General features: G+C 72.5%; 21 protein-coding genes. 10 read left to right on the top strand and 11 right to left on the bottom strand.

The annotated features are described in order from the left end of the window. The first annotated feature begins 33 nt into the window (after positions 1-33). On the top strand, positions 34-681 hold the full coding sequence (locus ABEB17_RS09495) for a class I SAM-dependent methyltransferase (protein ID WP_345716459.1): 648 nt from the start codon (positions 34-36) through the stop codon (positions 679-681). Positions 682-686: 5 nt separating this feature from the next. Here the strand turns inward: ABEB17_RS09495 and ggt are convergent, their stop codons facing one another. The 4 genes from ggt to miaB form a co-directional block, all read right to left on the bottom strand. After that, entirely contained in the window at positions 687-2,534 is a 1,848-nt protein-coding gene (gene ggt / locus ABEB17_RS09490; RefSeq protein WP_345716458.1) for a gamma-glutamyltransferase, read from the bottom strand. Positions 2,535-2,595: 61 nt separating this feature from the next. Next, positions 2,596-3,474: a diaminopimelate epimerase gene (gene dapF / locus ABEB17_RS09485; protein WP_345716457.1), complete on the bottom strand. Its 879-nt coding sequence runs from the start codon at positions 3,472-3,474 to the stop codon at positions 2,596-2,598. 7 nt (positions 3,475-3,481) lie between these two features. After that, the gene (gene miaA / locus ABEB17_RS09480; protein ID WP_378226964.1) at positions 3,482-4,516 is read right to left on the bottom strand and encodes a tRNA (adenosine(37)-N6)-dimethylallyltransferase MiaA; all 1,035 of its coding nucleotides are present in this window, start codon (positions 4,514-4,516) and stop codon (positions 3,482-3,484) included. Further along, on the bottom strand, positions 4,411-5,949 hold the full coding sequence (gene miaB, locus ABEB17_RS09475; RefSeq protein WP_345716456.1) for a tRNA (N6-isopentenyl adenosine(37)-C2)-methylthiotransferase MiaB: 1,539 nt from the start codon (positions 5,947-5,949) through the stop codon (positions 4,411-4,413). The genes miaA and miaB overlap by 106 nt, the downstream gene beginning before the upstream one ends. 106 nt (positions 5,950-6,055) lie before the next feature. Between miaB and ABEB17_RS09470 the strand changes: the two genes are divergently transcribed. The 4 genes from ABEB17_RS09470 (at position 6,056) to ABEB17_RS09455 (ending at position 9,347) form a co-directional block, all read left to right on the top strand. Continuing rightward, a complete protein-coding gene (locus ABEB17_RS09470) occupies positions 6,056-6,835 on the top strand; it encodes an amino acid ABC transporter ATP-binding protein (protein ID WP_345716455.1) in 780 nt (259 codons plus the stop codon). A 68-nt stretch (positions 6,836-6,903) separates the two neighbouring features. Beyond that, entirely contained in the window at positions 6,904-7,821 is a 918-nt protein-coding gene (locus ABEB17_RS09465) for a glutamate ABC transporter substrate-binding protein (RefSeq protein ID WP_345716454.1), read from the top strand. A 12-nt stretch (positions 7,822-7,833) separates the two neighbouring features. Continuing rightward, positions 7,834-8,490: an amino acid ABC transporter permease gene (locus tag ABEB17_RS09460; RefSeq protein ID WP_345716453.1), complete on the top strand. Its 657-nt coding sequence runs from the start codon at positions 7,834-7,836 to the stop codon at positions 8,488-8,490. Continuing rightward, positions 8,487-9,347, top strand: a complete 861-nt coding sequence (locus ABEB17_RS09455; RefSeq protein WP_345716452.1) for an amino acid ABC transporter permease — start codon at positions 8,487-8,489, stop codon at positions 9,345-9,347. The genes ABEB17_RS09460 and ABEB17_RS09455 overlap by 4 nt, the downstream gene beginning before the upstream one ends. A 35-nt stretch (positions 9,348-9,382) precedes the next feature. Here the strand turns inward: ABEB17_RS09455 and ABEB17_RS09450 are convergent, their stop codons facing one another. Both ABEB17_RS09450 and recA read right to left on the bottom strand, forming a co-directional pair. After that, the gene (locus ABEB17_RS09450) at positions 9,383-9,970 is read right to left on the bottom strand and encodes a regulatory protein RecX (protein ID WP_345716451.1); all 588 of its coding nucleotides are present in this window, start codon (positions 9,968-9,970) and stop codon (positions 9,383-9,385) included. A gap of 10 nt (positions 9,971-9,980) precedes the next feature. After that, positions 9,981-11,030 (bottom strand): recombinase RecA, encoded by a 1,050-nt coding sequence (recA, locus tag ABEB17_RS09445; protein WP_345716450.1) that lies wholly within the window; start codon positions 11,028-11,030, stop codon positions 9,981-9,983. Between the two features lie 212 nt (positions 11,031-11,242). Here recA and ABEB17_RS09440 point away from each other — a divergent pair, with 212 nt between their 5' ends. Further along, the gene (locus tag ABEB17_RS09440; RefSeq protein WP_345716449.1) at positions 11,243-11,461 is read left to right on the top strand and encodes a DUF2277 domain-containing protein; all 219 of its coding nucleotides are present in this window, start codon (positions 11,243-11,245) and stop codon (positions 11,459-11,461) included. A 1-nt stretch (position 11,462) separates the two neighbouring features. Here the strand turns inward: ABEB17_RS09440 and ABEB17_RS09435 are convergent, their stop codons facing one another. From ABEB17_RS09435 to ABEB17_RS09420, 4 genes are read right to left on the bottom strand one after another with little or no spacing between them, the layout of a single operon-like run. Next, complete coding sequence (locus tag ABEB17_RS09435) at positions 11,463-12,233, bottom strand: ABC transporter permease (RefSeq protein ID WP_345716448.1); 771 nt, start codon at positions 12,231-12,233, stop codon at positions 11,463-11,465. After that, positions 12,233-13,063 carry an ABC transporter permease gene (locus ABEB17_RS09430; protein WP_345716447.1) on the bottom strand — a complete coding sequence of 277 codons (831 nt, stop codon included), beginning with the start codon at positions 13,061-13,063 and terminating at the stop codon, positions 12,233-12,235. The genes ABEB17_RS09435 and ABEB17_RS09430 overlap by 1 nt, the downstream gene beginning before the upstream one ends. Continuing rightward, on the bottom strand, positions 13,063-14,007 hold the full coding sequence (locus tag ABEB17_RS09425; RefSeq protein ID WP_345717315.1) for an ABC transporter ATP-binding protein: 945 nt from the start codon (positions 14,005-14,007) through the stop codon (positions 13,063-13,065). Before ABEB17_RS09425 ends, ABEB17_RS09430 begins: the two co-directional genes overlap by 1 nt. 29 nt (positions 14,008-14,036) lie before the next feature. Next, positions 14,037-14,621, bottom strand: a complete 585-nt coding sequence (locus ABEB17_RS09420) for a hypothetical protein (RefSeq protein ID WP_345716446.1) — start codon at positions 14,619-14,621, stop codon at positions 14,037-14,039. Positions 14,622-14,646: 25 nt separating this feature from the next. On the opposite strand from ABEB17_RS09420, the gene ABEB17_RS09415 reads away from it, so the two are divergent. Further along, positions 14,647-15,222 carry a L,D-transpeptidase family protein gene (locus tag ABEB17_RS09415; RefSeq protein WP_345716445.1) on the top strand — a complete coding sequence of 192 codons (576 nt, stop codon included), beginning with the start codon at positions 14,647-14,649 and terminating at the stop codon, positions 15,220-15,222. A gap of 4 nt (positions 15,223-15,226) precedes the next feature. Here the strand turns inward: ABEB17_RS09415 and ABEB17_RS09410 are convergent, their stop codons facing one another. Next, positions 15,227-15,454, bottom strand: a complete 228-nt coding sequence (locus ABEB17_RS09410) for a DUF3046 domain-containing protein (RefSeq protein WP_345716444.1) — start codon at positions 15,452-15,454, stop codon at positions 15,227-15,229. A gap of 55 nt (positions 15,455-15,509) precedes the next feature. Here ABEB17_RS09410 and ABEB17_RS09405 point away from each other — a divergent pair, with 55 nt between their 5' ends. From ABEB17_RS09405 to ABEB17_RS09395, 3 genes are read left to right on the top strand one after another with little or no spacing between them, the layout of a single operon-like run. Then, a complete protein-coding gene (locus tag ABEB17_RS09405) occupies positions 15,510-20,159 on the top strand; it encodes an ATP-dependent helicase (RefSeq protein ID WP_345716443.1) in 4,650 nt (1,549 codons plus the stop codon). Position 20,160: 1 nt separating this feature from the next. Then, the gene (locus ABEB17_RS09400; RefSeq protein ID WP_345716442.1) at positions 20,161-20,973 is read left to right on the top strand and encodes a DNA-formamidopyrimidine glycosylase family protein; all 813 of its coding nucleotides are present in this window, start codon (positions 20,161-20,163) and stop codon (positions 20,971-20,973) included. Continuing rightward, positions 20,970-21,914 carry a ribokinase gene (locus ABEB17_RS09395; protein ID WP_345716441.1) on the top strand — a complete coding sequence of 315 codons (945 nt, stop codon included), beginning with the start codon at positions 20,970-20,972 and terminating at the stop codon, positions 21,912-21,914. The genes ABEB17_RS09400 and ABEB17_RS09395 overlap by 4 nt, the downstream gene beginning before the upstream one ends. Positions 21,915-21,918 lie beyond the last annotated feature (4 nt).

The following is a 21,918-nucleotide window of genomic DNA, read 5'->3' as shown; positions in this document are numbered from 1 at the left end:
CTGGGTGGCCGTGGGCGCTGGCACACTGTCCCGGTGCAGAGCGGCGAGCGGACCGGCCCCGAGGGCGACGGCGACCACTACTTCACGGCCCAGCCCGCCAGCCCGGCCGACCTGCGGCCACTGCGGGTCCGCCTGCTGGACCGCGACCTGGACCTGGTCACCGCCCCCGGCGTGTTCAGCCCGGCTCGGTTGGACACCGGCACCCAGGTGCTGCTGCGCGAGTCCCCGCCACCCCCCGAGCACGGTCACCTGCTGGACGTCGGCTGCGGCTGGGGTCCGATCAGCCTGACCCTGGCGATGCTGTCACCGCAGGCGACGGTGTGGGGTGTCGACGTCAACGAACGCTCGGTCGGGCTGCTGGAGCGCAACGCGGCCCGTGCGGGCGCGTCGAACGTGCGGGCCGGTCGGCCGGACGACGTCCCGGACGACGTCCGCTTCGCCGCGATCTGGAGCAACCCGCCGATCCGGGTCGGCAAGACGGCCCTGCACGAGCTGCTGCTGCGCTGGCTGCCCCGGCTGGATGCCGGGGCCAGCGCCTACCTCGTGGTGCAGCGCAACCTCGGGTCCGACTCGCTGCACCGCTGGCTCGACGAGCAGCTCGGCCCGCGGGGCTACACGACGAGCCGGCACGCGAGCGCCAAGGGCTTCCGCGTCCTGCAGGTCACCGCCCCGCTGAGCTGAGGGGGCTAGCCGCCGGGGCGCACGACCTGCGCCGACCCGCCACCGCGTCGCACGGGCTCGGCGGCGGCCTGGAAGGTGCCGTCGGGCCGGATCACGATGCCGGTCGCGGCCCCGATCTCGGGCGTGCTGGACAGCACGTGGCCGAGCGATCTCAGCGCAGCGCCGTCCGGACCGTCGTAGATGGCCGGCTCGGCCTGCTCGACGCCGTTGCGCGACGACAAGCGGGCGGCCGCGATCGCGTCCACCAGGGGCATCCCCCGGTCGACGTACTCGGTGAGTACCTGGGCCACGGTCGTGATGATCGTGGCGCCGCCGGGCGAGCCCAGTGCGAGCACCGGCCGGCCGTGCAGGGTGACGATGGTCGGGCTCATCGACGAGCGCGGCCGCTTGCTCGAGCCGGGCAGGTTCGGGTCGGGCACGCCGGCCGTGAGGGGCACGAAGTTGAAGTCGGTGAGCTCGTTGTTGAGCAGGAAGCCCCAGCCGGGGACCGTGATGGCCGAGCCGCCGGTCTGCTCGATCGTGAGCGTGTACGAGGCCACGTTGCCCCACTTGTCGGCGACCGTCAGGTGGGTGGTGCCGTGGTCGTCGCGGGCGGCCGGCTGGCTGGCGGCCGGATGCGAGCACGAGTACGAGCCGTCGGGGTTGCCGAACGGCAGGGGGCGGGTGGCCGCGGCGGTCGGGCTGAACAACGCGCAGGCGCGCTCGTTCGCGAAGCCCTGCGAGGTGAGCTCGCGGGTCGGGACGCCGGGCACGCTGCCGATCCACCGGTTGCGGTCGGCGAACGCGGTCGCGGTCGCCTCGCTGAACCGGTGCAGGTACTGGGCCTCGTCGACGTCCGAGATGCTCTGGTGGGTCTGCCGGTCGTAGGCCTCGAGCAGGTTCAGCGACTCGCCCACGGCGATGCCGCCCGACGAGGCGACCGGCATGCCGCGCACGTCGAGCCCGCGGTAGCTGGTGCTGGTCGGGGTACGCAGCAGCGCCCGGTACGACGCGAGGTCACGGGCCGTCAGCTGGCCCGGGTACACGGTGCTGCCGTCACTGGTCCGAGGGTGCTGGGACGCGGCCAGCAGGGCGGCGCCGAGCGTGCCCTGGTAGAGCGAGCGCACGCCGTGCGCCCGCAGCTCGCCGTACGCCTTGGCCATGTCGGGGTTGCGGAACGTCGCGCCCGTGGCCGGGGGCTGGCCGCCCTTGAGGTAGAGCGCCGCGGTGGCCGGGAACTTCGCGAACCGGGTCGCGTTGTCGGCCACCTGCTGGTGGAACGTCGCATCCACGACGAACCCCTGCTCGGCGACCTGCTGGGCCGGCTTCATCAGGTCGGCGAACGACCGGGTGCCCCACCGGCGGGCCACCGTGTCCCACAGCGCGGGCGTGCCGGGCACCCCGACGGACAGCCCGGAGTTGACCACCGTGTTGAAGTCGAGCGCCTTGCCCTGGCCGTCGGTGAACGTCGTGCTGGTGAACGACCTCGGCGCGGTCTCGCGTCCGTCGACGGCCTGCACGCGGCGGTGCTTGGCGTCGTAGTAGACCAGGAACCCGCCGCCACCGATGCCGGACGAGAACGGTTCGGTCACGCCGAGCGTCGCGGCCGCGGCGACCGCCGCGTCGGCGGCGTTGCCGCCCCGCCGCAGCACGTCGATCCCGACCTGGGTGGCGGTCTCGTCCACCGACGACACCGCTCCCCCGCCGCCGGTCATCACGGGCACCTTCGTCGCCGGGTGCACTGTCGTGGGGACCGTTGTCGCCGGCCCGGACCCGGACGTCGGGCGCTGCCCGGCGTTCGCGGCCGACGGGGCCAGCAGGCCACCGGTCGCCGCGAGCAGGGCCGCACCTGCTACCAAAACCTGACGCTTCATCGCAGAACCTCCCGAAAGGGCATGTTCTGCCAACGTAGGGGGACCCTGCGACAGCGGCCAGTCAGAGCGTGAGGGTGCCGTCCGCGACCAGCTCGGCCGGGCCGGCCAGCTCCACGGTGCCCTCGGCGCTGAGCCGGACCAGCAGCGTGCCGCCGGGCACGTCCACCCGCCACAGGTCGACCTCGCCGCCGCCGGCCACGCTCACCCAGGCGCGCGCGGCCAACGCCGCGGCGGCCGCGCCCGTGCCGCACGAGCGCGTCTCGCCCACCCCGCGCTCGTGCACGCGCATGCGCACGTGCCCGGACGAGACGAGCACGACGAACTCGACGTTCGTGCCGTTCGGCGGCTCCGGGATCACCGTGGGCGCCGTGCTCAGGTCGAGGGCCTCCAGGTCCGGCTCGTTCGGCAGCATGACCACGGTGTGCGGGTTGCCCAGGTCGAGGGACAGCGCGGCGACGAGCCCGTCGGTCCCGGGCAGGGCGACCTGGCAGTCGCCGCCGTCGTCGAGCGCCTGCTGGCCGCCGACGACCTGCCACGCACCGAGGTCCACGGCCAGGTGGTCGGCCTCCTCGATCCGCACGTGCTTGGTGCCGGCCCGGGTGGCCACGGCGAGCACGCCGCCGGTCCAGTCCACGCCGTCGAGCAGCTTCTCGCGCAGGAGGTAGGCGACGAAGACCCGGACGCCGTTGCCGCACATCTCGGCGGCCGAGCCGTCCGCGTTGCGGTAGTCCATGAACCACTCCGCGGCACCGGCCTGGTCCGCGACCTCCGGGACGTCGCGGGTGCGCACGACCCGGATCACGCCGTCCGCGCCGATCCCGGCGTGCCGGTCCGTGATCCGGCGCACCTGCTCGGCCGTCAGGTCGAGCGTCGCGTCGAGGTCGGGGAGCAGGACGAAGTCGTTCTCCGTCCCGTGGCCCTTCGTGAAGGTCAGCTGCACGGGTCCATCATCCGGCACGCGGTGCCGAACGCCCAGCCCGCACCGCCGCGAGCGCCTGCTCGACCAGGTCCGGGCCGTCGTACGGCAGCCAGGCGATCCGCTCGTCGCGGCCGAACCAGGACTCCTGCCGGCGGACGAGCCGGCGGGTCAGCTGGGCGGTCTGCGCCTGCGCTGCCGCCTCGTCCAGGCTGCCGTCGAGCTGGCCGACTGCCTGGGCGTAGCCGACCGCCCGCCCGGCGGTGCGCCCCTCGCGCAGGCCCTGCGGCAGCAGGCGCCGCACCTCGGCGAGCAGCCCGTCGTCCCACATGCGGTGCACCCGGCGCTCGATCCGCTGGTCCAGCTCCGGGCGGGGCGCCCGCAGCCCCAGCTGCACGCTCGGTCGTCGGTAGACCGGCTCGGGCAGGGTCGCCGAGAACGGTCGACCGGTGAGCTCGATGACCTCGAGGGCCCGCACGACGCGGCGGGCGTTGCTCGGCAGGATGCGGGCGGCGGACGGCGGGTCCAGCTCGGCGAGTCGGGCGTGCAGGGCCAGGGCGCCGACGGTCCGGGACTCGTCCTCGAGGCGGGCGCGCACGCCCGCGTCGGTGGGCGGGATCTCCAGGACGTCGAGCGCCGCCCGCACGTAGAGACCGGAGCCGCCGACCACGACCGGCACCCGCCCACGGCCCAGCACGTCCGCCAGCACCGCGTCGACCTCGCGCTGGTACGCCGCGACGGTGGCCTCCTGCCGCACGTCGAGCACGTCGAGCAGGTGGTGCGGGACGCCCTGGCGCTCGGCCGCCGTGAGCTTGGCGGTGCCGATGTCCATGCCCCGGTAGAGCTGCATCGCGTCGGCGTTGACCACCTCGCCGTCGAGCTCGTGCGCGAGGGCGATCGCGAGGTCCGACTTGCCGGTCGCGGTGGCGCCGACCACCGCCACGACCACGCGACCTGCGCTCACCGGCAGCCCTGGACCACCGGCGTGACGACGGGTGGCCCGACCCGGGGCATGCCCAGGCCGACGCCCGCCGGGGTCGACGGGGCCTCCTGCCGGGCCTGCCAGGCGTCCCCGGCCCTGGTCCGGCGCACGGCGTACGAACCGCCGGTCAGCGCGGCGTCGGCGACCAGGTGGTGCGGTGCGCCGTAGGTGACCTCGACGGTGGCGACGTCCCCGGGCCGCGGCACGTCACCGGTTGCCAGCGCGTGCGCCGGGACGGCGAAGTGCACCAACCGGTTGTCGGCGGCCCGGCCGGACAACCGGTGCGTCGCGTCGTCCTTGCGCCCCTCGCCCTCAGCCACCAGCACGTCGAGCCGCCGGCCCTCCTGGGCACGGTTCTCGGCCCAGGAGATCTCGTCCTGCAGCGCGACCAGCCGCACGTACCGCTCCTGCACGACCGCCTTGGGCAGCTGGTCGGGCAGGTCGGCGGCCGGCGTGCCCGGACGCTGGGAGTACTGGAACGTGAACGCGCTGGCGAACCGCGCCTCGCGGACGACGTCCAGGGTGGCCTGGAAGTCCTCCTCGGTCTCCCCCGGGAAGCCCACGATGATGTCGGTGGTGATCGCGGCGTCCGGGATGCGGGCGCGCACCGAGTCGATGATGTCCAGGAACCGGCGCGAGCGGTACGAGCGCCGCATCCCCTTGAGCACCCGGTCCGAGCCGCTCTGCAACGGCATGTGCAGGCTCGGCATCACGTTGGGCGTCTCGGCCATCGCGTCCAGCACGTCGTCGGTGAACGCGGCGGGGTGCGGGCTGGTGAAGCGCACCCGCTCCAGCCCGTCGATGGCGCCGCAGGACCGCAGCAGCTTGCCGAAGGCGAGGCGGTCGCCGAACTCCACCCCGTACGTGTTGACGTTCTGCCCCAGCAGGGTCACCTCGAGCGCACCCTCGGCGACCAGCGCCTCGATCTCGGCGAGGATCTCGCCCGGCCGGCGGTCCTTCTCCTTGCCGCGCAGGCTCGGCACGATGCAGAACGTGCAGGTGTTGTTGCAGCCGACGCTGATCGACACCCAGCCCGCGTAGGCGGACTCGCGCTTGGTCGGCAGCGTCGACGGGAAGACCTCGAGCGACTCCAGGATCTCGACCTGGGCCTGCTCGTTGTGCCGGGCGCGGTCGAGCAGCGCCGGCAGCGACCCGATGTTGTGCGTGCCGAACACCACGTCCACCCAGGGTGCGCGCTTGACGATCTCGCCGCGGTCCTTCTGCGCGAGGCAGCCACCGACCGCGATCTGCATGCCCGGGTGCTGCTTCTTGGTCGGCGCGAGGTGGCCCAGGTTGCCGTACAGCTTGTTGTCCGCGTTCTCCCGCACCGCGCAGGTGTTGAACACGACGACGTCAGGCGTGCTGCCCTCGGCGGCGGGGGCGTACCCGGCGTCCTCCAGCAGCCCGGTCAGGCGCTCGGAGTCGTGCACGTTCATCTGGCAGCCGTAGGTGCGCACCTCGTACGTGCGCGCGATGTCGACCGGCTGGGTCGTGGGGTCTGTCGTCGTGTCGGTCATGGCACCGTCCAGCGTACTTGCGCGGGTCACGAGACGGTGACGGTCCACAACCAGGACAGATACGCACATAGCCAGGTATGTCCGCTCATGGCTAGGGTCTTGCTGCATGACCGAGCCAGAAACCGATCCTCCGGGCCCCGCCCAGGACCGCCGCCCGTTCGTCGTGCTGGACCACGTCAACAAGCACTTCGGTGAGCTGCACGTGCTCAAGGACGTCGATCTGACCATCGGCGAGGGTGAGGTCGTCGTGGTCATCGGGCCGTCCGGCTCAGGCAAGTCGACGCTGTGCCGGGCGATCAACCGGCTGGAGACCATCGAGTCCGGCACCATCACGCTGGACGGCGCACCGCTGCCCGCGGAGGGCAAGGAGCTCGCCCAGCTGCGGGCGGACGTCGGGATGGTCTTCCAGTCCTTCAACCTGTTCGCGCACAAGACGATCCGCGAGAACGTCACGCTCGGGCCGATCAAGGTCCGCGGCCTGGCCCGGGCCGAGGCCGACAAGCGCGCGGACGAGCTGCTGGAGCGCGTCGGTGTGCAGGCCCAGGCGGACAAGTACCCCGCCCAGCTCTCCGGCGGGCAGCAGCAGCGGGTGGCCATCGCCCGGGCGCTGGCGATGGATCCCAAGGTGATGCTCTTCGACGAGCCGACGTCCGCCCTCGACCCCGAGATGATCAACGAGGTCCTGGACGTGATGACGAGCCTGGCGAAGTCCGGCATGACGATGATCGTCGTCACGCACGAGATGGGCTTCGCCCGCCGGGCCGCGGACCGGGTCGTGTTCATGGCCGACGGACAGATCGTCGAGCAGGCCACCCCCGAGGAGTTCTTCACCAAGCCGACGTCGGACCGGGCGAAGGACTTCCTGTCCAAGATCCTCAGCCACTGAGTGGGGGTCTGAACGAGTCTGCGAGCGAGTCCCTGAACGACCGAGAACGAGCGAACGAGGGAGAAACGATGAATGCGACACGAAGCTCGATCGTGGTGGCTGGGGCCGTCCTGGCCCTCGCCGTCACCGGGTGCGGCAAGGAGGGCACCCCGACGTCGTCCGGCAGCGGCGGTGGCGCCAGCGACGCCTGTACGACGTCGGGCACCACGTTCACGCCGGCGACGCCGACCATCAGCGGCAGCCCCACCTTCGACAAGATCAAGTCCGCCGGGACCGTGCGGGTCGGCGTCAAGGCGGACCAGCCCAACCTCGGCTACAAGGACGCCAGCGGCAAGCGCTGCGGCTTCGACATCGAGATCGCCCAGATGATCGCGGCTGGCCTCGGCGTCGACCCCTCGAAGATCCAGTACTCCGAGATCCCGTCCGCCAACCGTGAGTCGGCCATCAAGGGCGGCCAGATCGACTACTACGTCGGGACGTACTCGATCACCGACGACCGCAAGAAGATCGTCTCGTTCGCCGGGCCGTACTTCGTGGCCGGTCAGGACCTGCTGGTCCGCAAGGACGAGACCGCGATCACCGGCAAGGACACCCTGCAGGGCAAGAAGGTCTGCTCGGCCACCGGGTCGACGCCGATCCAGCGGGTGCGCGACGAGAAGCTGACCGAGGACTCCAACATCGTGGAGTTCAAGACCTACTCCGAGTGCGTGTCCCAGCTGCTCGACAGCAAGGTCGACGCGGTGACGACCGACGACGCGATCCTCAAGGGCTTCGCGGCGCAGAACCCGAGCAAGCTCAAGGTGGTCGGCAAGCCGTTCTCGGTGGAGAAGTACGGCATTGGGCTGCCCCTGGACGACAAGGCGATGCGTACCGCGGTGAACGCACTGCTGCTCAAGTCGTTCCAGGACGGCACCTGGCAGAAGATCTACGACGGGACGCTCGGCAAGTCCGGCTCTGCCGCCAAGCCCCCGACTCTCGAGCAGTAGCAGGGGTTGCCGGTGTCGGACTTCCTCGCCGTGCTGGGTGACAACGCGTCGCTGTTCGCCCGGTTCTTCTGGACGACGATCAAGCTGTTCCTGATCGCCGGCGTGGGCGCGCTGGTGCTCGGGACGGTCGTCGCGTCGCTGCGCGTGTCGCCGGTGCGCTCGATGCGCCTGTTCGGCGCCGGGTACGTGAACGTGGTGCGCAACACCCCGCTCACCCTGGTGCTGGTCTTCCTGGGGTTCGCGGCGCCGAAGCTCGACATCCCGATCGACTACTTCCCGGCAGCCTGCCTCGGGCTGACCCTGTACACGGCCGCCTTCGTCTGCGAGGCGGTCCGGTCCGGCATCAACACGGTGCCGACGGGTCAGGCCGAGGCGGCCCGGGCGATCGGGCTGCGGTTCAGCCAGGTGCTCTCGCTCGTCGTCCTTCCGCAGGCGCTGCGGGCCAGCATCCCGCCCCTGGTCAGCGTCCTGATCGCGCTGCTCAAGAACACCACGATCGCCACGGCGGTGAACGTCCTGCAGGCGGGGTCCCTGCCGGACTACCTGTCCGAGCGTGGCGCCAACCAGCTGTACGTGAACACTTGGATCGCGATCATCTTCGTGGCGCTCGTGGTGCCGTTGGCGGTCGGGCAACGCGTCGCCGAGCGCAAGGCAGCGGTGGGCCGATGAGTACCTCGACGGTGCTGTACGACGCACCGGGGCCGCGGGCGAAGCGCCGCCACCTCGGGCTCGGGGTGGTCACGTCACTGGTGGTCATCGTGCTCGTGGCGGTCGTCGTGTGGCGGCTGCTGGCGACGGACCAGTTCTCGCAGGCACGGGTGGCGCAGTTCCAGTACGCCGAGGTGCAGCGCGAGCTGCTGCGCGGCTACGTCGCCACCCTCAAGGCGGCGGCGATCGCCTCGGTGCTGGCACTGCTGCTCGGCGCCGTGCTCGCCGCGGGGCGGCTGTCGGACCACCGGTTCCTGCGGCTGCCGGCCTCGACCCTGGTGGAGCTGTTCCGGGCGATACCGCTGCTGATCCTGATGTTCTTCTTCTACTACGGGTCGCTGGAGTACGGGCTGGGGCTGAGCCCGATGTGGGCCGTGATCCTGGGCCTGATGCTGTACAACGGCTCGGTGCTGGCGGAGATCTTCCGGGCCGGCATCGTGGCGGTGCCCCGCGGGCAGTCCGAGGCGGCGTACGCCATCGGTCTGCGCAAGGGCCAGGTCATGCGGCAGGTGCTGCTCCCCCAGGCCGTGCGCAGCATGCTGCCGGCGATCATCAGCCAGCTCGTGGTGCTCCTCAAGGACACGGCGCTGGGCTTCATCCTCACCTACAACGAGCTGCTGTACGTGGCCAAGCAGATCGGCGGGCGCGGGGCCTTCGACTTCCCCTACGTGCTCACCTACCTGATCGTCGCGGCCGTCTACATCGCCACCTGCGTGGTGCTGAGCCTGCTGGCGAGCTGGCTGGAGAAGCGCTCACGCCGGTCGCGCAGGTCCACGACCACGGCACTGCTCGAGGACGCCGCGGCACCGACGACCTGACCCGGCGGCTCCCGCTCAGTCCCGCTCCGTCCCGCTCAGTCCCGCTCGGGGTGGCCGGTCGCCGCGGCGTCGGCGTCCAGCGCCTCCCGCACCACGGTCATGGTCAGGCCGGACGGATAGCCCTTGCGCGCCAGCATGCCCGCCAGCCGAGCCATGCGCTTGTCGCGGTCCAGCCCGCGGGTGGCGCGTACCTTGCGGGCCACGAGCGCCCGCGCGGTCTCGGCCTCATCGTCGTCGTCGACCTGCTCGAGCGCGGCGCGAGCGGTCTCGTCGTCCACGCCCTTGCGGCGCAGCTCGTGAGCGAGCCCGCGACGACCCAGGCCGCGAGAGGCGACCTGGGAACGGATCAGCATGTCCGCGAAGGCGGCGTCGTCGACCAGCCCGACGGACTCGAAGCGGTCCAGCACCCGCTCGGCCACGTCGTCCGGCGCGCCGCGCTGGGCGAGCTTGTCGGCGAGCTGCTGCCGGCTACGGGGCGCCATCGTCAGCTGGCGGAGCACGATCGACCGGGCCACCGACTCGGGGTCGGCGTCCGGCGTCTCGTCCGCCGTACCGCCCGGGGTGGGCTGGCTCGGCGAACCGGGCCGCCCACCTCGGGCACGGGCTTGGCGTGAAGGTGCCATCGGGCCGGGGCTAGAAGTCGACCTTGGCCTCGGGCACGGCGACCTCGGCAGGCGCGTCGACCCGCGGGCCGATGCCGAGCTTCTCCTTGATGCGCTTCTCCAGCTCGTTGGTCAGGTCGGGGTTGTCGCGCAGGAACGAGCGCGCGTTCTCCTTGCCCTGACCCAGCTGGTCGCCCTCGTACGTGTACCAGGCGCCGGACTTGCGGACGAAGCCCTGCTCGACCCCCATGTCGATGAGGCCGCCCTCGCGGGAGATCCCCTGGCCGTAGAGGATGTCGAACTCGGCCTGCTTGAACGGCGGGGCCATCTTGTTCTTGACGACCTTGCACCGGGTGCGGTTGCCGACCGGGTCCGTGCCGTCCTTCAGCGTCTCGATGCGACGCACGTCGAGCCGGACGGACGCGTAGAACTTCAGCGCCTTGCCACCCGTCGTCGTCTCGGGCGAGCCGAACATCACGCCGATCTTCTCGCGCAGCTGGTTGATGAAGATCGCCGTCGTCTTGGAGTTGCTCAGGGCGCCGGTGATCTTGCGCAGCGCCTGGGACATGAGCCGCGCCTGCAGACCCACGTGGCTGTCACCCATCTCGCCCTCGATCTCGGCGCGGGGCACGAGCGCCGCCACCGAGTCGATGACGATGATGTCGAGTGCGCCGGAGCGGATCAGCATGTCCGCGATCTCGAGCGCCTGCTCACCGGTGTCGGGCTGGGAGACCAGCAGCGCGTCGGTGTCCACCCCGAGCTTCTGCGCGTACTCCGGGTCGAGCGCGTGCTCGGCGTCGATGAAGGCCGCGATCCCGCCGGCCTTCTGCGCGTTCGCGACGGCGTGCAGCGCGACGGTCGTCTTACCGGAGGACTCCGGGCCGTAGATCTCGACCACGCGACCGCGCGGCAGGCCACCGATGCCGAGCGCGATGTCGAGGGCCACCGACCCGGTGGGGATCACCTCGATCGGGGCGCGGACCTCGTCGCCGAGGCGCATGACCGAGCCCTTGCCGAACTGTCGGTCGATCTGCGCGAGCGCCGTGTCGAGCGCCTTCTCGCGGTCTGCGGGAGCGGGCATGTTTCCACCTCGGGGTTCGGGTCGGGACTGCCGACCGCTACGTCGTGTTGTCATCGAGGAGGACGCTAGGCGACCCCACCGACAACGCGCCCGAGCCGGTCGCGATCTGTGGATCGTGGGACTGACCCGGACACCTGTGGACGACACTACCGAACAGGTGTTCGATCCCGGGGAACCTGTCCCGGCGTGTCGAAGGGACGTAGGCTCGTCCCATGTGCCGCAGCATCAAGACCCTCCGTGAGCCCTACACGCACGACGTCGGCCCGTCCGACGTCCAGGCCGCCGCGCTGCAGTACGTGCGCAAGATCAGCGGCTTCCGCCAGCCCGCCTCGCACAACGCGGAGGCGTTCCAGGCCGCCGTCCAGGAGGTCGCACAGGCCACCGAGCGGCTGCTGGACAGCCTGCAGGTGCGGGGCTCGGCCGCGAGCTGAGCTACTTCAGCAGCAGCGCGGCCAGTCGGCGACGCGTCACGGCCAGGCCGACGGCGCCCATCGCCAGCAGAACCGCCACGTTGCCCAGCAGCGACCAGGACACGTCGCCCAGGCAGAGCGCCCGCTCGATCACCACGCCGTGGTACAGCGGGGACAGCTCGACCAACCAGCGCAGCGCGCCCGGGTACGTGTCGACCGGGAAGAACGTGCCGGACAGCAGAGTCAGGGGCACCAGCGCCATCTGGATGTAGTCGAAGTCCTGGAAGTTGCGGATCCACGTGGTCGCCGCCATGCCGACGGCCGAGAACACGAACCCGATCAGCGTCGCGGCCGGTAGCGCCAGCACCGCCCACCAGCTGGTGGTCAGCCCCATCGCCACCGAGATCACCAGGAAGCCGACGACGTAGCAGCCCGCGCGCATCAGCGACCAGAGCATCTCGCCGATCGCGATGTCCCGCGGCCCGACCGGCGTGGCCAGCATCGCGTCGAACGTGTGCATGTACTTGAGCTTGAAGAACATGTTGTACGTCGCGTCGAAGACGGCACCGTTCATCGCCGACATGGCGAGCATCGCCGGCGCCATGAACTGGGCGTAGGTGACCGTCTGGCCGTTGGCCAACGTCACGTCGCCGATCAGTGCACCCAGGCCGATACCCAGCGAGAACAGGTAGAAGACCGGCTCCAGGAACCCGGTGAGGAACGCCACCCACTGGCGGCGGTAGGTGAGCACGTTCCGCTCCACCACGACCCCGGCCAGGGCGAGGGCGGCCATCAGACCACCATCCGACGGCGCAGCGTGCGGTGGGCGAGGTAGGCGCCGACGACCACCCACAGCAGCAGGTACGCCACGTGGGCGAGGTCGGGCCAGAGCGACATCGTGCCGAGCGTGGCGTCCCTGGCCAGGGAGGACCCGTGCCACAACGGGATCACGTAGGCGATGGGCTGCATCCAGCCGGGCAGCTGGTCGACCGGGAAGAACGTCCCGGAGAACAGGAACATCGGCACGAGGCCCAGCCGGAACACCAGGGTGAACGACGTGTCGGTCTCAGCGCGCGCGGCGATCGCGAACATCGGCCCGGCGTAGGCCAGGGTGACCAGCACGACCGCGACGAGCGCGAACACGCCCGTCCAGGACGGGATGGCGCCCAGCACCGCGGCGACCGCCAGGAACACGGCCCCGCTGAACAGGGCGCGCAGCGTGGTCCCGGACAGGTGGCCCGTCACGACGTCCCAGACCCCGACCGGGGTGGCCAGCATCGCGTGGAACTGACGGCTCCACTTGATCGCACCGAGCACGAAGTACGAGGAGTCGAACACCCCGGTCTGCATGGCCGTGGCGGTCAGGACGCCCGGCGCGATGAACTGCACGTAGGGCACGCCGTCGACCCCCGAGCTGCTGGCCCCGTCCACCAGTGAGCCCAGGCCGTAGCCCATGGCCACCAGGTAGAGCAGCGGCGAGAGGAAGCTGCCGAAGATCGTGCCGCGGAACGTGCGGCGCGAGAGCACCACGAAGTATTCCAGCACGCGCAGCGACGGGTGCGGCCCACCGTCCACGGGCTGTGGCGCCGGGCCTGGTCGGGAGATCGTGCCGGTCGCGTCCATCAGTCCACCAGCGTCCGCCCGGTGAGGCGGAGGAACACGTCCTCCAAGGTGCTGCGTCGGGCCAACGAGGACAGGGGCTGCACGCCACGCTGGTGGGCCGCGACCGTCGCCTCCTCACCGTCGTCGACGTACAGCAGCAGGCGGTCCGGCAGGACCTCGATGCGGTCGGCGACGCCGTCTAGCTTCTCGGCGTGCGGTGTGAGGTCCTCGTCGTCGAACCTCAGTTCGAGCACCTCGCGGGTCGACCACGTCTCGATCAACGACCTCGGTGTGCCCTCGGCGACGATCCGGCCGCCGTCCATCACGACCAGCCGGTCGCAGAGCTGCTCGGCCTCGTCCATGTAGTGCGTGGTCAGCACGAGCGTGACGCCCTGTCGCTTCAGCCGAAACAGCCTGTCCCACAGGACGTGTCGCGCCTGTGGGTCCAGTCCCGTCGTCGGCTCGTCCAGCAGCAGGATCTCGGGACGGTTGATGAGTGCCCGGGCAATGGTCAGCCGGCGCTTCATCCCACCGGACAGGGGCTCGACCATCGCGTCGGCTCGCTCGGTGAGGTTCGCGAACTCGAGCAGCTCGTCCGCTCGCACCCGGCACTCGGCGCGCGAGAGGCCGAAGTACCGGCCGTAGATGAGCAGGTTGTCGCGGACGGTCAGCTCACCGTCCAGCGAGTCCTGCTGCGGGACGACCCCCAGCCGCGCACGGATCCGGGCGCCGTCCGAGCGCGGGTCCATCCCGAGGATCCGCAGCTCACCGCCACTGGGCGGCGACACGCAACCGATCATCCGCATCGTGGAGGACTTGCCGGCCCCGTTCGGTCCGAGGAACCCGAACGCCTCACCGCGCTGCACCTGCACGTCGATGCCGTCCACCGCGGTGAACTCGCCGAACTGCTTGCGCAGCCCGGTGGCCTCGATGAGCGGGTCGGCGGTCGGCTCGTCCCGCCCCACCGGACCCGACGAACCCGACTGCTCAAGCGTCACGCGACGTCCTCCCCGTTCGACCTGCTCGAGATGCTCGACCTGTCCCCCAGTTCGCTCACCCGAGCGACCCTAACCAGGCCCACCGACAGCCCGCACCTCGATAACGGTCTGGCCAGATCGCGCGCGCCCTCACCGTTCCGGTGCGGGGCTTGCGTACGCTCGATGCAACCGGCCGCGGAGGTCAGGCGTCTGTACACCTGACCGCAACGACCAGGATCGAACGGGGAGCTCATGCCGCAGGGGCCGCACACCACACGCACCGCGATCACCTCGCGGGCGCGACGTCCGCTCACGCTGGCCGCGATCGCCGCCACGGTGGCCGTCCTCGCGACGGGCTGCGGACCAGCCGAGGGTGACAGCGCCAGCCCGGCCGCGCAGCCGTCGTCCAGCTCCTCGAGCACCACCTCGAGTACCTCGTCGACCCCCAGCGCGACCCCGAGCGCGACCTCGGCGCCGTCCACCACCGCCACGTCGAGCCCCACCACGAGCGCCACGTCGGCACCCACGGGGACGTCGACGGCGAACCCGACCTCGACGGCCGCTCCGTCCACCACCGCCACCGCGACCAAGCCGGCCGTCACCGAGCAGACGACCCTGCGCCCGGGGATGAGCGGACCGTTCGTGCTCGCGGCGCAGAAGAAGCTGGCCGCGCTCGGCTACTGGCTCGGCACGGCCGACGGCGAGTACGGCTCGAACACCAGTCAGGCCGTGATGGCCCTGCAGAAGGCCGCCGGACTCGGCCGGGACGGGGTCCTAGGGCCCAAGACCAAGAAGGCGCTCGACAGTGGCGTGCGCCCGCACGCCCGGACGACGTCCGGGTCCGCCATCGAGGTCGACAAGGCCCGTCAGCTCGTCCTGGTGGTCAGCGGTGGCCAGCTCAAGTACGTGCTGAACACCTCCACCGGGAGCGGGCAGAACTACACCTCGGACGGCCACACCTACGTCGCCGTGACGCCCGAGGGCCGGTTCAGCGTGCAGCGCCAGATCGACGGCCTGCGGGTCAGCCGGCTCGGCGAGCTGTGGCGCCCCAAGTACTTCACCGGCGGGTACGCCCTGCACGGCTCGCCGAGCATCCCCGGGTACCCGGCGTCGCACGGCTGCGTGCGCCTGTCCAACAGCGCGATCGACTTCCTGTGGTCGTCGGGGCTGGCGCCGATCGGTCGCACCGTCTGGGTCTACTGACCGTTCAGCCGTGCGCCTTGCGGTTCTTCTCCCGACCCCAACGGTGCTCGAGCGGGACGTCCATGGCGTCGCAGAGGGCCAGCCAGACGTCCCGCGGGGACACGTGGTCGGCGAGCGCCTGCTCGGCGGTGCGGCCACCGAGCGCCGCGACGACCTGGTCGCGGGCCACGGTCCGGGCGTAGCCGGGGCCGAACTCCTCCTCCATCAGCTGCCAGAACTCGCTGTGTCGCACGCGCGCCAGCATCGCACGTGGGCCGTTGTCGGCGGTCGGTGACACCATCAGGGACGTGCCGGACGTCCTGGACCGCTTCTCCCCCGCCACCCGCGAGTGGTTCCGCGGGGCGTTCGCCGCGCCGACGTCCGCGCAGGTCGGCGCGTGGGACGCGATCAGCACCGGCCAGCACGCCCTGGTGGTGGCACCCACCGGCTCGGGCAAGACGCTGTCCGCCTTCCTGTGGGCGCTCGACCGGCTCGCGAGCGAGCCGCCGCCGGCCGAGGTACTGCGCCGCTGCCGGGTGCTGTACGTCTCGCCGCTCAAGGCGCTGGCGGTGGACGTCGAGCGCAACCTGCGCGGCCCACTCACCGGGATCGGCCACGCGGCGTCGCGGCTCGGCCTCCCGCAGCCGCAGGTGAGCGTCGGGCTCCGCTCGGGCGACACGTCCGCCAAGGACCGCCGGTTGTTCGCGCGCACGCCCACCGACGTGCTCATCACGACCCCGGAGTCGCTCTTCCTGCTGCTCACCTCGCAGGCCCGGGAGGCCCTGGCCGGGGTGCAGACGGTGATCCTGGACGAGGTGCACGCCGTCGCGGGCACCAAGCGGGGCGCGCACCTCGCGCTGTCCCTCGAGCGGCTGGACGCCCTGCTGCCGGAGCCGGCCCAGCGCATCGGCCTGTCGGCCACCGTGCGCCCGGTCGACGAGGTGGCACGGTTCCTGGCCGGCGGGCGGCCGGTGACCGTGGTTCAGCCGCCGTCCGAGAAGCAGTTCGACCTGCGGGTCGTCGTGCCGGTGCCGGACCTCGGCGCCATCGGCGAGCCGACCGGGGACCTCGAGGGTCCGGCGGCGGGCGACCCGGCCCGGACGTCCATCTGGCCGCACGTCGAGGAACGGGTCGTCGACCTGGTGGCCGACCACTCCTCCACACTGGTGTTCGCCAACTCGCGCCGCCTCGCCGAGCGCCTCACGGCACGGCTCAACGAGGTGTGGCAGGAGCGGCTCGACGCGGCCACGGACTCCGAACCGAGCTCGGCCCCGGCGTCCACGACCGCCCGGACCCCGGCCCAGCTCATGGCGCAGGCCGGCGCCAGTCACGGCGCCCCGGCGGTGCTCGCTCGCGCTCACCACGGGTCGGTGAGCAAGGAGCAGCGGGCGATCATCGAGGAGGACCTCAAGGCGGGGCGGTTGCCTGCCGTGGTGGCGACCAGCTCGCTCGAGCTCGGCATCGACATGGGCGCGGTGGACCTCGTGGTGCAGGTCGAGTCGCCGCCGAGCGTGGCATCCGGGCTGCAGCGGGTCGGCCGGGCCGGGCACCAGGTGGGCGCGGTCTCGCGCGGCGTCCTCTTCCCCAAGTTCCGTGGCGACCTCGTGCAGACCGCCGTGGTGGTGGAGCGCATGCGAGCTGGTGCGATCGAGGCGCTGCGCGTCCCGGCGAACCCGTTGGACGTGCTCGCCCAGCAGGTGGTCGCGATGTGCGCGATGGACGACTGGTCGGTCGACGACCTGGCCGCCCTGGTCGGCCGGGCCGCGCCGTTCGGCACGCTGACCCGGCACGTCCTCGAAGCGGTGCTGGACATGCTGGCGGGCCGGTACCCGAGCGAGGAGTTCGCCGAGCTGCGGCCTCGGCTCGTGTGGGACCGGCACGCGGACCTGCTGACGGGCCGCCCCGGCGCGCAGCGCCTGGCCGTGACCAGTGGCGGCACCATCCCCGACCGTGGCCTGTTCGGCGTGTTCCTGGCGTCCGGAGACGGGCCCGGACGGCGGGTCGGCGAGCTCGACGAGGAGATGGTCTACGAGTCCCGGGTCTCCGACGTCTTCACCCTGGGGTCCTCCTCCTGGCGGATCGAGGACATCACCCACGACCGGGTGCTCGTCACCCCGGCGCCGGGCCAACCCGGGAAGCTGCCGTTCTGGCACGGCGACTCGCTCGGTCGACCGGCCGAGCTGGGTCGCGCGGTCGGCGCGTTCGTCCGCGAGGTCGGTGCGCTGGCGCCGGACGCCGCCCGCGAACGGGTGCGGCGAGCCGGCCTCGACGACTGGGCCACGGACAACCTGCTCGCCTACCTGGAGGAGCAGCGCGAGGCGTGCGGACACCTCCCGGACGACCGGACCATCGTGGTCGAACGGTTCCGGGACGAGCTGGGCGACTGGCGCGTGGTCGTGCACTCCCCGTTCGGCGCCCAGGTGCACGCACCCTGGGCACTGGCGGTGAGCGCGCGGATGCGCGAACGGTTCGGGGTGGACGTGCAGGCGATGCACGGAGACGACGGGCTGGTGCTGCGCCTTCCGGACGTCGAGCTGGACGACGGTCCGGCCATCGACGTGGCGTCCCTGGTGACCTTCGACCCGGACGACGTGCACGACCTCATCACTGAGCAGATCGGCGGGTCCGCGCTGTTCGCCTCCCGCTTCCGCGAGTGCGCCGGGCGAGCCCTGCTGCTGCCCCGACGCCGCCCGGGCCAGCGTCAGCCCCTGTGGCAGCAGCGGCAACGCAGCGCCCAGCTGCTCGAGGTCGCCAGCGGCTACGCCGACTTCCCGATCGTGCTCGAGACGGTTCGTGAGTGCCTGCAGGACGTGTTCGACGTGCCCGGGCTGGCCGACCTGATGCGCGACATCACCGCACGCCGGGTCCAGGTCGTCGAGATCGAGTCGACCCAGCCGTCGCCCTTCGCCCGCAGCCTGATGTTCGGGTACGTCGCGCAGTTCCTCTACGAGGGCGACTCACCTCTCGCCGAGCGGCGGGCCGCCGCCCTCGCGCTGGACCCGACCCTGCTGTCCGAGCTCCTCGGTCGCGGCGAGGGCGCCGCGCTGCGTGACCTGCTCGACCCAGCGGCGGTCGAGCGGACCGAACGCGAGCTGCAGCACCTGCTGCCGGAGCGGGCGGCCCGGCACGGGGAGGACGTGGCGGACCTGCTGCGCGTCCTCGGCCCGTTGTCCACCGCCGAGGTGGCGGCCCGGGCCGGCCCGGCCGACGAGGCCGAGGTCACCCAGTGGCTGGAGTCCCTGGAGGCCTCGCGACGGGTGATCCGGGTGCGCATCGCCGGTGACCAGCGGTGGGCCGTCGTCGAGGACGCCGGGCGGCTGCGGGACGCCCTCGGGGCGCCGTTGCCCGTGGGCATCGCCGAGGTGTTCCTCGCGCCCGTGGCCGATCCGCTGGGCGAGCTGGTCTCCCGCTTCGCACGGACCCACACGCCGTTCACGATCGCCGAGGTCGCCGAACGCTTCGGGCTCGGGCCTGCCGTGGCTGGGGCCGCGACCGCCCGGCTGGTCGGCAACGGACGGCTCGTCGAGGGTGAGCTGCGGCCGAGCGGCCAGGGGCTCGAGCTGTGCGACGCCGAGGTGCTGCGCACGCTGCGCCGCCGGTCGCTCGCCGCCCTGCGCCAGCAGGTCGAGCCGGTACCGGCCCGCGACCTGGCCCGGTTCCTGCCGCAGTGGCAGGGGCTCGCCGGGCGGCACGGCCGCGGCGTCGCCGGGCTGCTGCGCGCGATCGAGCAGCTGGACGGCGCCGTGCTGCCGGCCAGCGCGATCGAGACCTTGGTCCTGCCGCACCGCGTCGCCGGGTACGGCCCCGCGCTGCTGGACGAGCTCACCTCCTCCGGCGAGGTGCTGTGGTGCGGGCACGGCGCACTGCCCGGCGACGACGGCTGGGTGTCCCTGCACCTCGCCGATGGCGCCCCGCTGACCCTGCCTGCACCAGCCGAGCTGGAGCTCAACAGCACCCACGAGGCGGTACTGGACGCCTTGTCCAGCGGGGGCGCGTTCTTCTTCCGCTCCCTGTCCGACACGGTCGGGTCGACGGACGACGCCGGTCTCGCCGTGGCGTTGTGGGAGCTGGTCTGGTCGGCCCGAGTCACCGGCGACACCGTGGCGCCGCTGCGGGCTCGGCTCTCCGGTGGCCGGACGGCGCACCGCCCCGCCCGGGTCGGCCCCCGCCGCAGCCGGTACGCGACGTCGCGCGGCTCGGTCTCGGGCCCGGCAGCCGTCACCGGCCGCCCCAGCATCCCGGGGCGAGCCGCGATGCCGAGCCGCACCGGCCCCCCCGGCACGGCCGGCCGCTGGTCCCTGCTCCCTCCGGTCGACCTCGAGCCCACCGCACGGGCCGCTGCCCTGGCCGAGACCCTGCTGGACCGGCACGGCGTCCTGACCCGAGGCGCCGTGACCGCCGAGGGAGCCCCGGGAGGCTTCGCAGCCGTCTACCGCGTGCTGTCGGCGTTCGAGGACGCCGGGCGGGTCCGTCGGGGCTACTACGTCGACGGGCTGGGCGCCGCCCAGTTCGCCACAACGGGCCCGGTGGACCGGCTGCGCGCGCTCGAGGCCGGGCCCGCCCAGACCCTCGTCATCGCTGCGGCCGACCCCGCCAACCCCTATGGCGCCGCCCTGCCGTGGCCCGAGCGCACCGCGAGCGGCGAAGCACCGGCGGGATCGGCCGCGCAGCACCGCCCCGGTCGCAAGGCCGGCGCCCTGGTGGTGCTGCACGACGGCGACCTGGTGCTCTACGTGGAGCGCGGGGGCCGGACGCTGCTCTCCTTCACCGAGGACGAGCAGCACCTGTCCGCCGCGGCCGACGCGCTGGCGCTCGCGGTCCGCGAGGGCGCCTTGGGCAAGCTCACGGTGGAACGCGCCGACGGCGCTGGCCTGCTCGGTTCGGGGCACCCGATGGTGGCGGCGCTGGAGGCCGCGGGGTTCCACGCCACCCCGCGGGGCCTGCGGCTGAGGCGCTGACGTGCCCGAGGGTGACGTCGTCGCGCGCACGGCGCACCGCCTGCACGCCGCCCTGGCCGGCCGTGCCCTGGTGCTCAGTGACCTGCGGTGGCCCTCCTTGGCCACCGTCGACCTGAGCGCCCGCACCGTGCGCGAGGTCGTTCCGCGCGGCAAGCACCTGCTCATCAGGGTCACCGGCAGCACGCCGCGGACGCTGCACAGCCACCTGCGCATGGAAGGCTCGTGGCACGTCCACCGCACGGGCGGGCCGTGGACGTCGGCCCGCGGCGCCGACGGGGTCCGAGCGATCCTGGCCAACGACGAGTGGACGGCGGTCGGACACCGGCTCGGCATGCTCGACCTGGTCCCGACGGCCGAGGAGGACACGCTGGTCGGCCATCTGGGTCCGGACGTGCTCGGCCCGGACTGGGACGCCGCCGTGGTCCTCGCCACCCTCGACGGGCAGCCGGACCGCCGCATCGGGGACGCGCTGCTGGACCAGCGGGTGCTCGCCGGGGTCGGCACCCTGTACATGGCCGAGAGCCTCTTCCTGCACGGCACCAGCCCCTGGACGCCCGTCGCCGACGTCCGTCGTCGCGACCGGCTGCTCGAACGGATCGGCGCCCTGATGCGCTCGAACGTCGACCGGGCGGTGCAGAGCACGACCGGCGACACCCGCCGTGGTGCCACCAGCTGGGTGCACGGCAGGGCACGCCAGCCGTGCCGACGGTGTGGCACGCCGATCCGGGTCGAGCCGATCGGCAGCGCCCCGCGCGAGCGGGTCGCGTTCTTCTGCCCGCACTGCCAGCCACCTGCGGCAGGATCACCGCCATGACCTCCCCGGTGATCGCCATAGTCGGCAGCACGATGACGGACCTCGTGACGTACGTGGCGCGCGCGCCCGCGGCCGGTGAGACCGTCGTCGGCGACCGCTTCGTGGTGGGGTTTGGCGGCAAGGGCGCGAACCAGGCCGTCATGGCGAGCCGGCTCGGCGCCCGCGTGGTGTTCGTGGGGTGCCTGGGGGACGACGCCTACGGGGAGGCGTACCACCGCCACCTCGCGGACGAGGGCGTGGACGTCGGGCACCTGGCGCGCCGACCCGGCCCGAGCGGCGTGGCACCCATCTGGGTCGAGGCGGACGGCACCAACCGGATCATCGTGGTCCCCGGCGCCAACGCGGCGCTGACGGCACCGGACGCCGCGACGGCCGTCGAAGGGCTTGACGAGGTCCAGGTCGTGGTGGGGCAGCTCGAGGTTCCCCAGGCCGCCACCGCAGCCGGACTGGCCGCGGCACGGCGCCGTGGCGCGGTCACGGTGCTCAACCCGGCGCCGTACTCGTCCGTCCAGCCCGACCTGCTGGCTGCGGCCGACTGGGTGGCACCCAACGAGGTCGAGTTCGCTGAGCTCGCCGTGGAGCACGGGATCTGCGGCGCGGACGACGCGGACGCGCACGACGACGCCCAGGTGCAGGCCCTGGGCCGGGCGTTGGGGTGCGCGGTCGTGGTGACCCTGGGCCCGGACGGCGCGAGCGTGCTGGTCGAGGGCGCCGTGCACCGGGTGCCTGCTCCGCCGACGAGCGCGGTGGACACCACCGGGGCCGGCGACGGCTTCGTCGGCGCCTTTGCCGTCGGCCTCGCCGAGGGTCTGGGTGCGGTCGAGGCCGCCCGGCTGGGCTGCGCGTGCGCGTCGTGGAGCGTCAGTCGGGAAGGGACGCAGACGTCCTACCCGTCCCGCGACGAGGGCGCGACGATCCGCGCGAGCGTGCTGCCGGTCTAGCGAC

Source organism: Angustibacter luteus, assembly GCF_039541115.1.
Lineage (GTDB): Bacteria > Actinomycetota > Actinomycetes > Actinomycetales > Angustibacteraceae > Angustibacter > Angustibacter luteus.
This window is presented reverse-complemented; position numbering and strand designations above follow the sequence as displayed.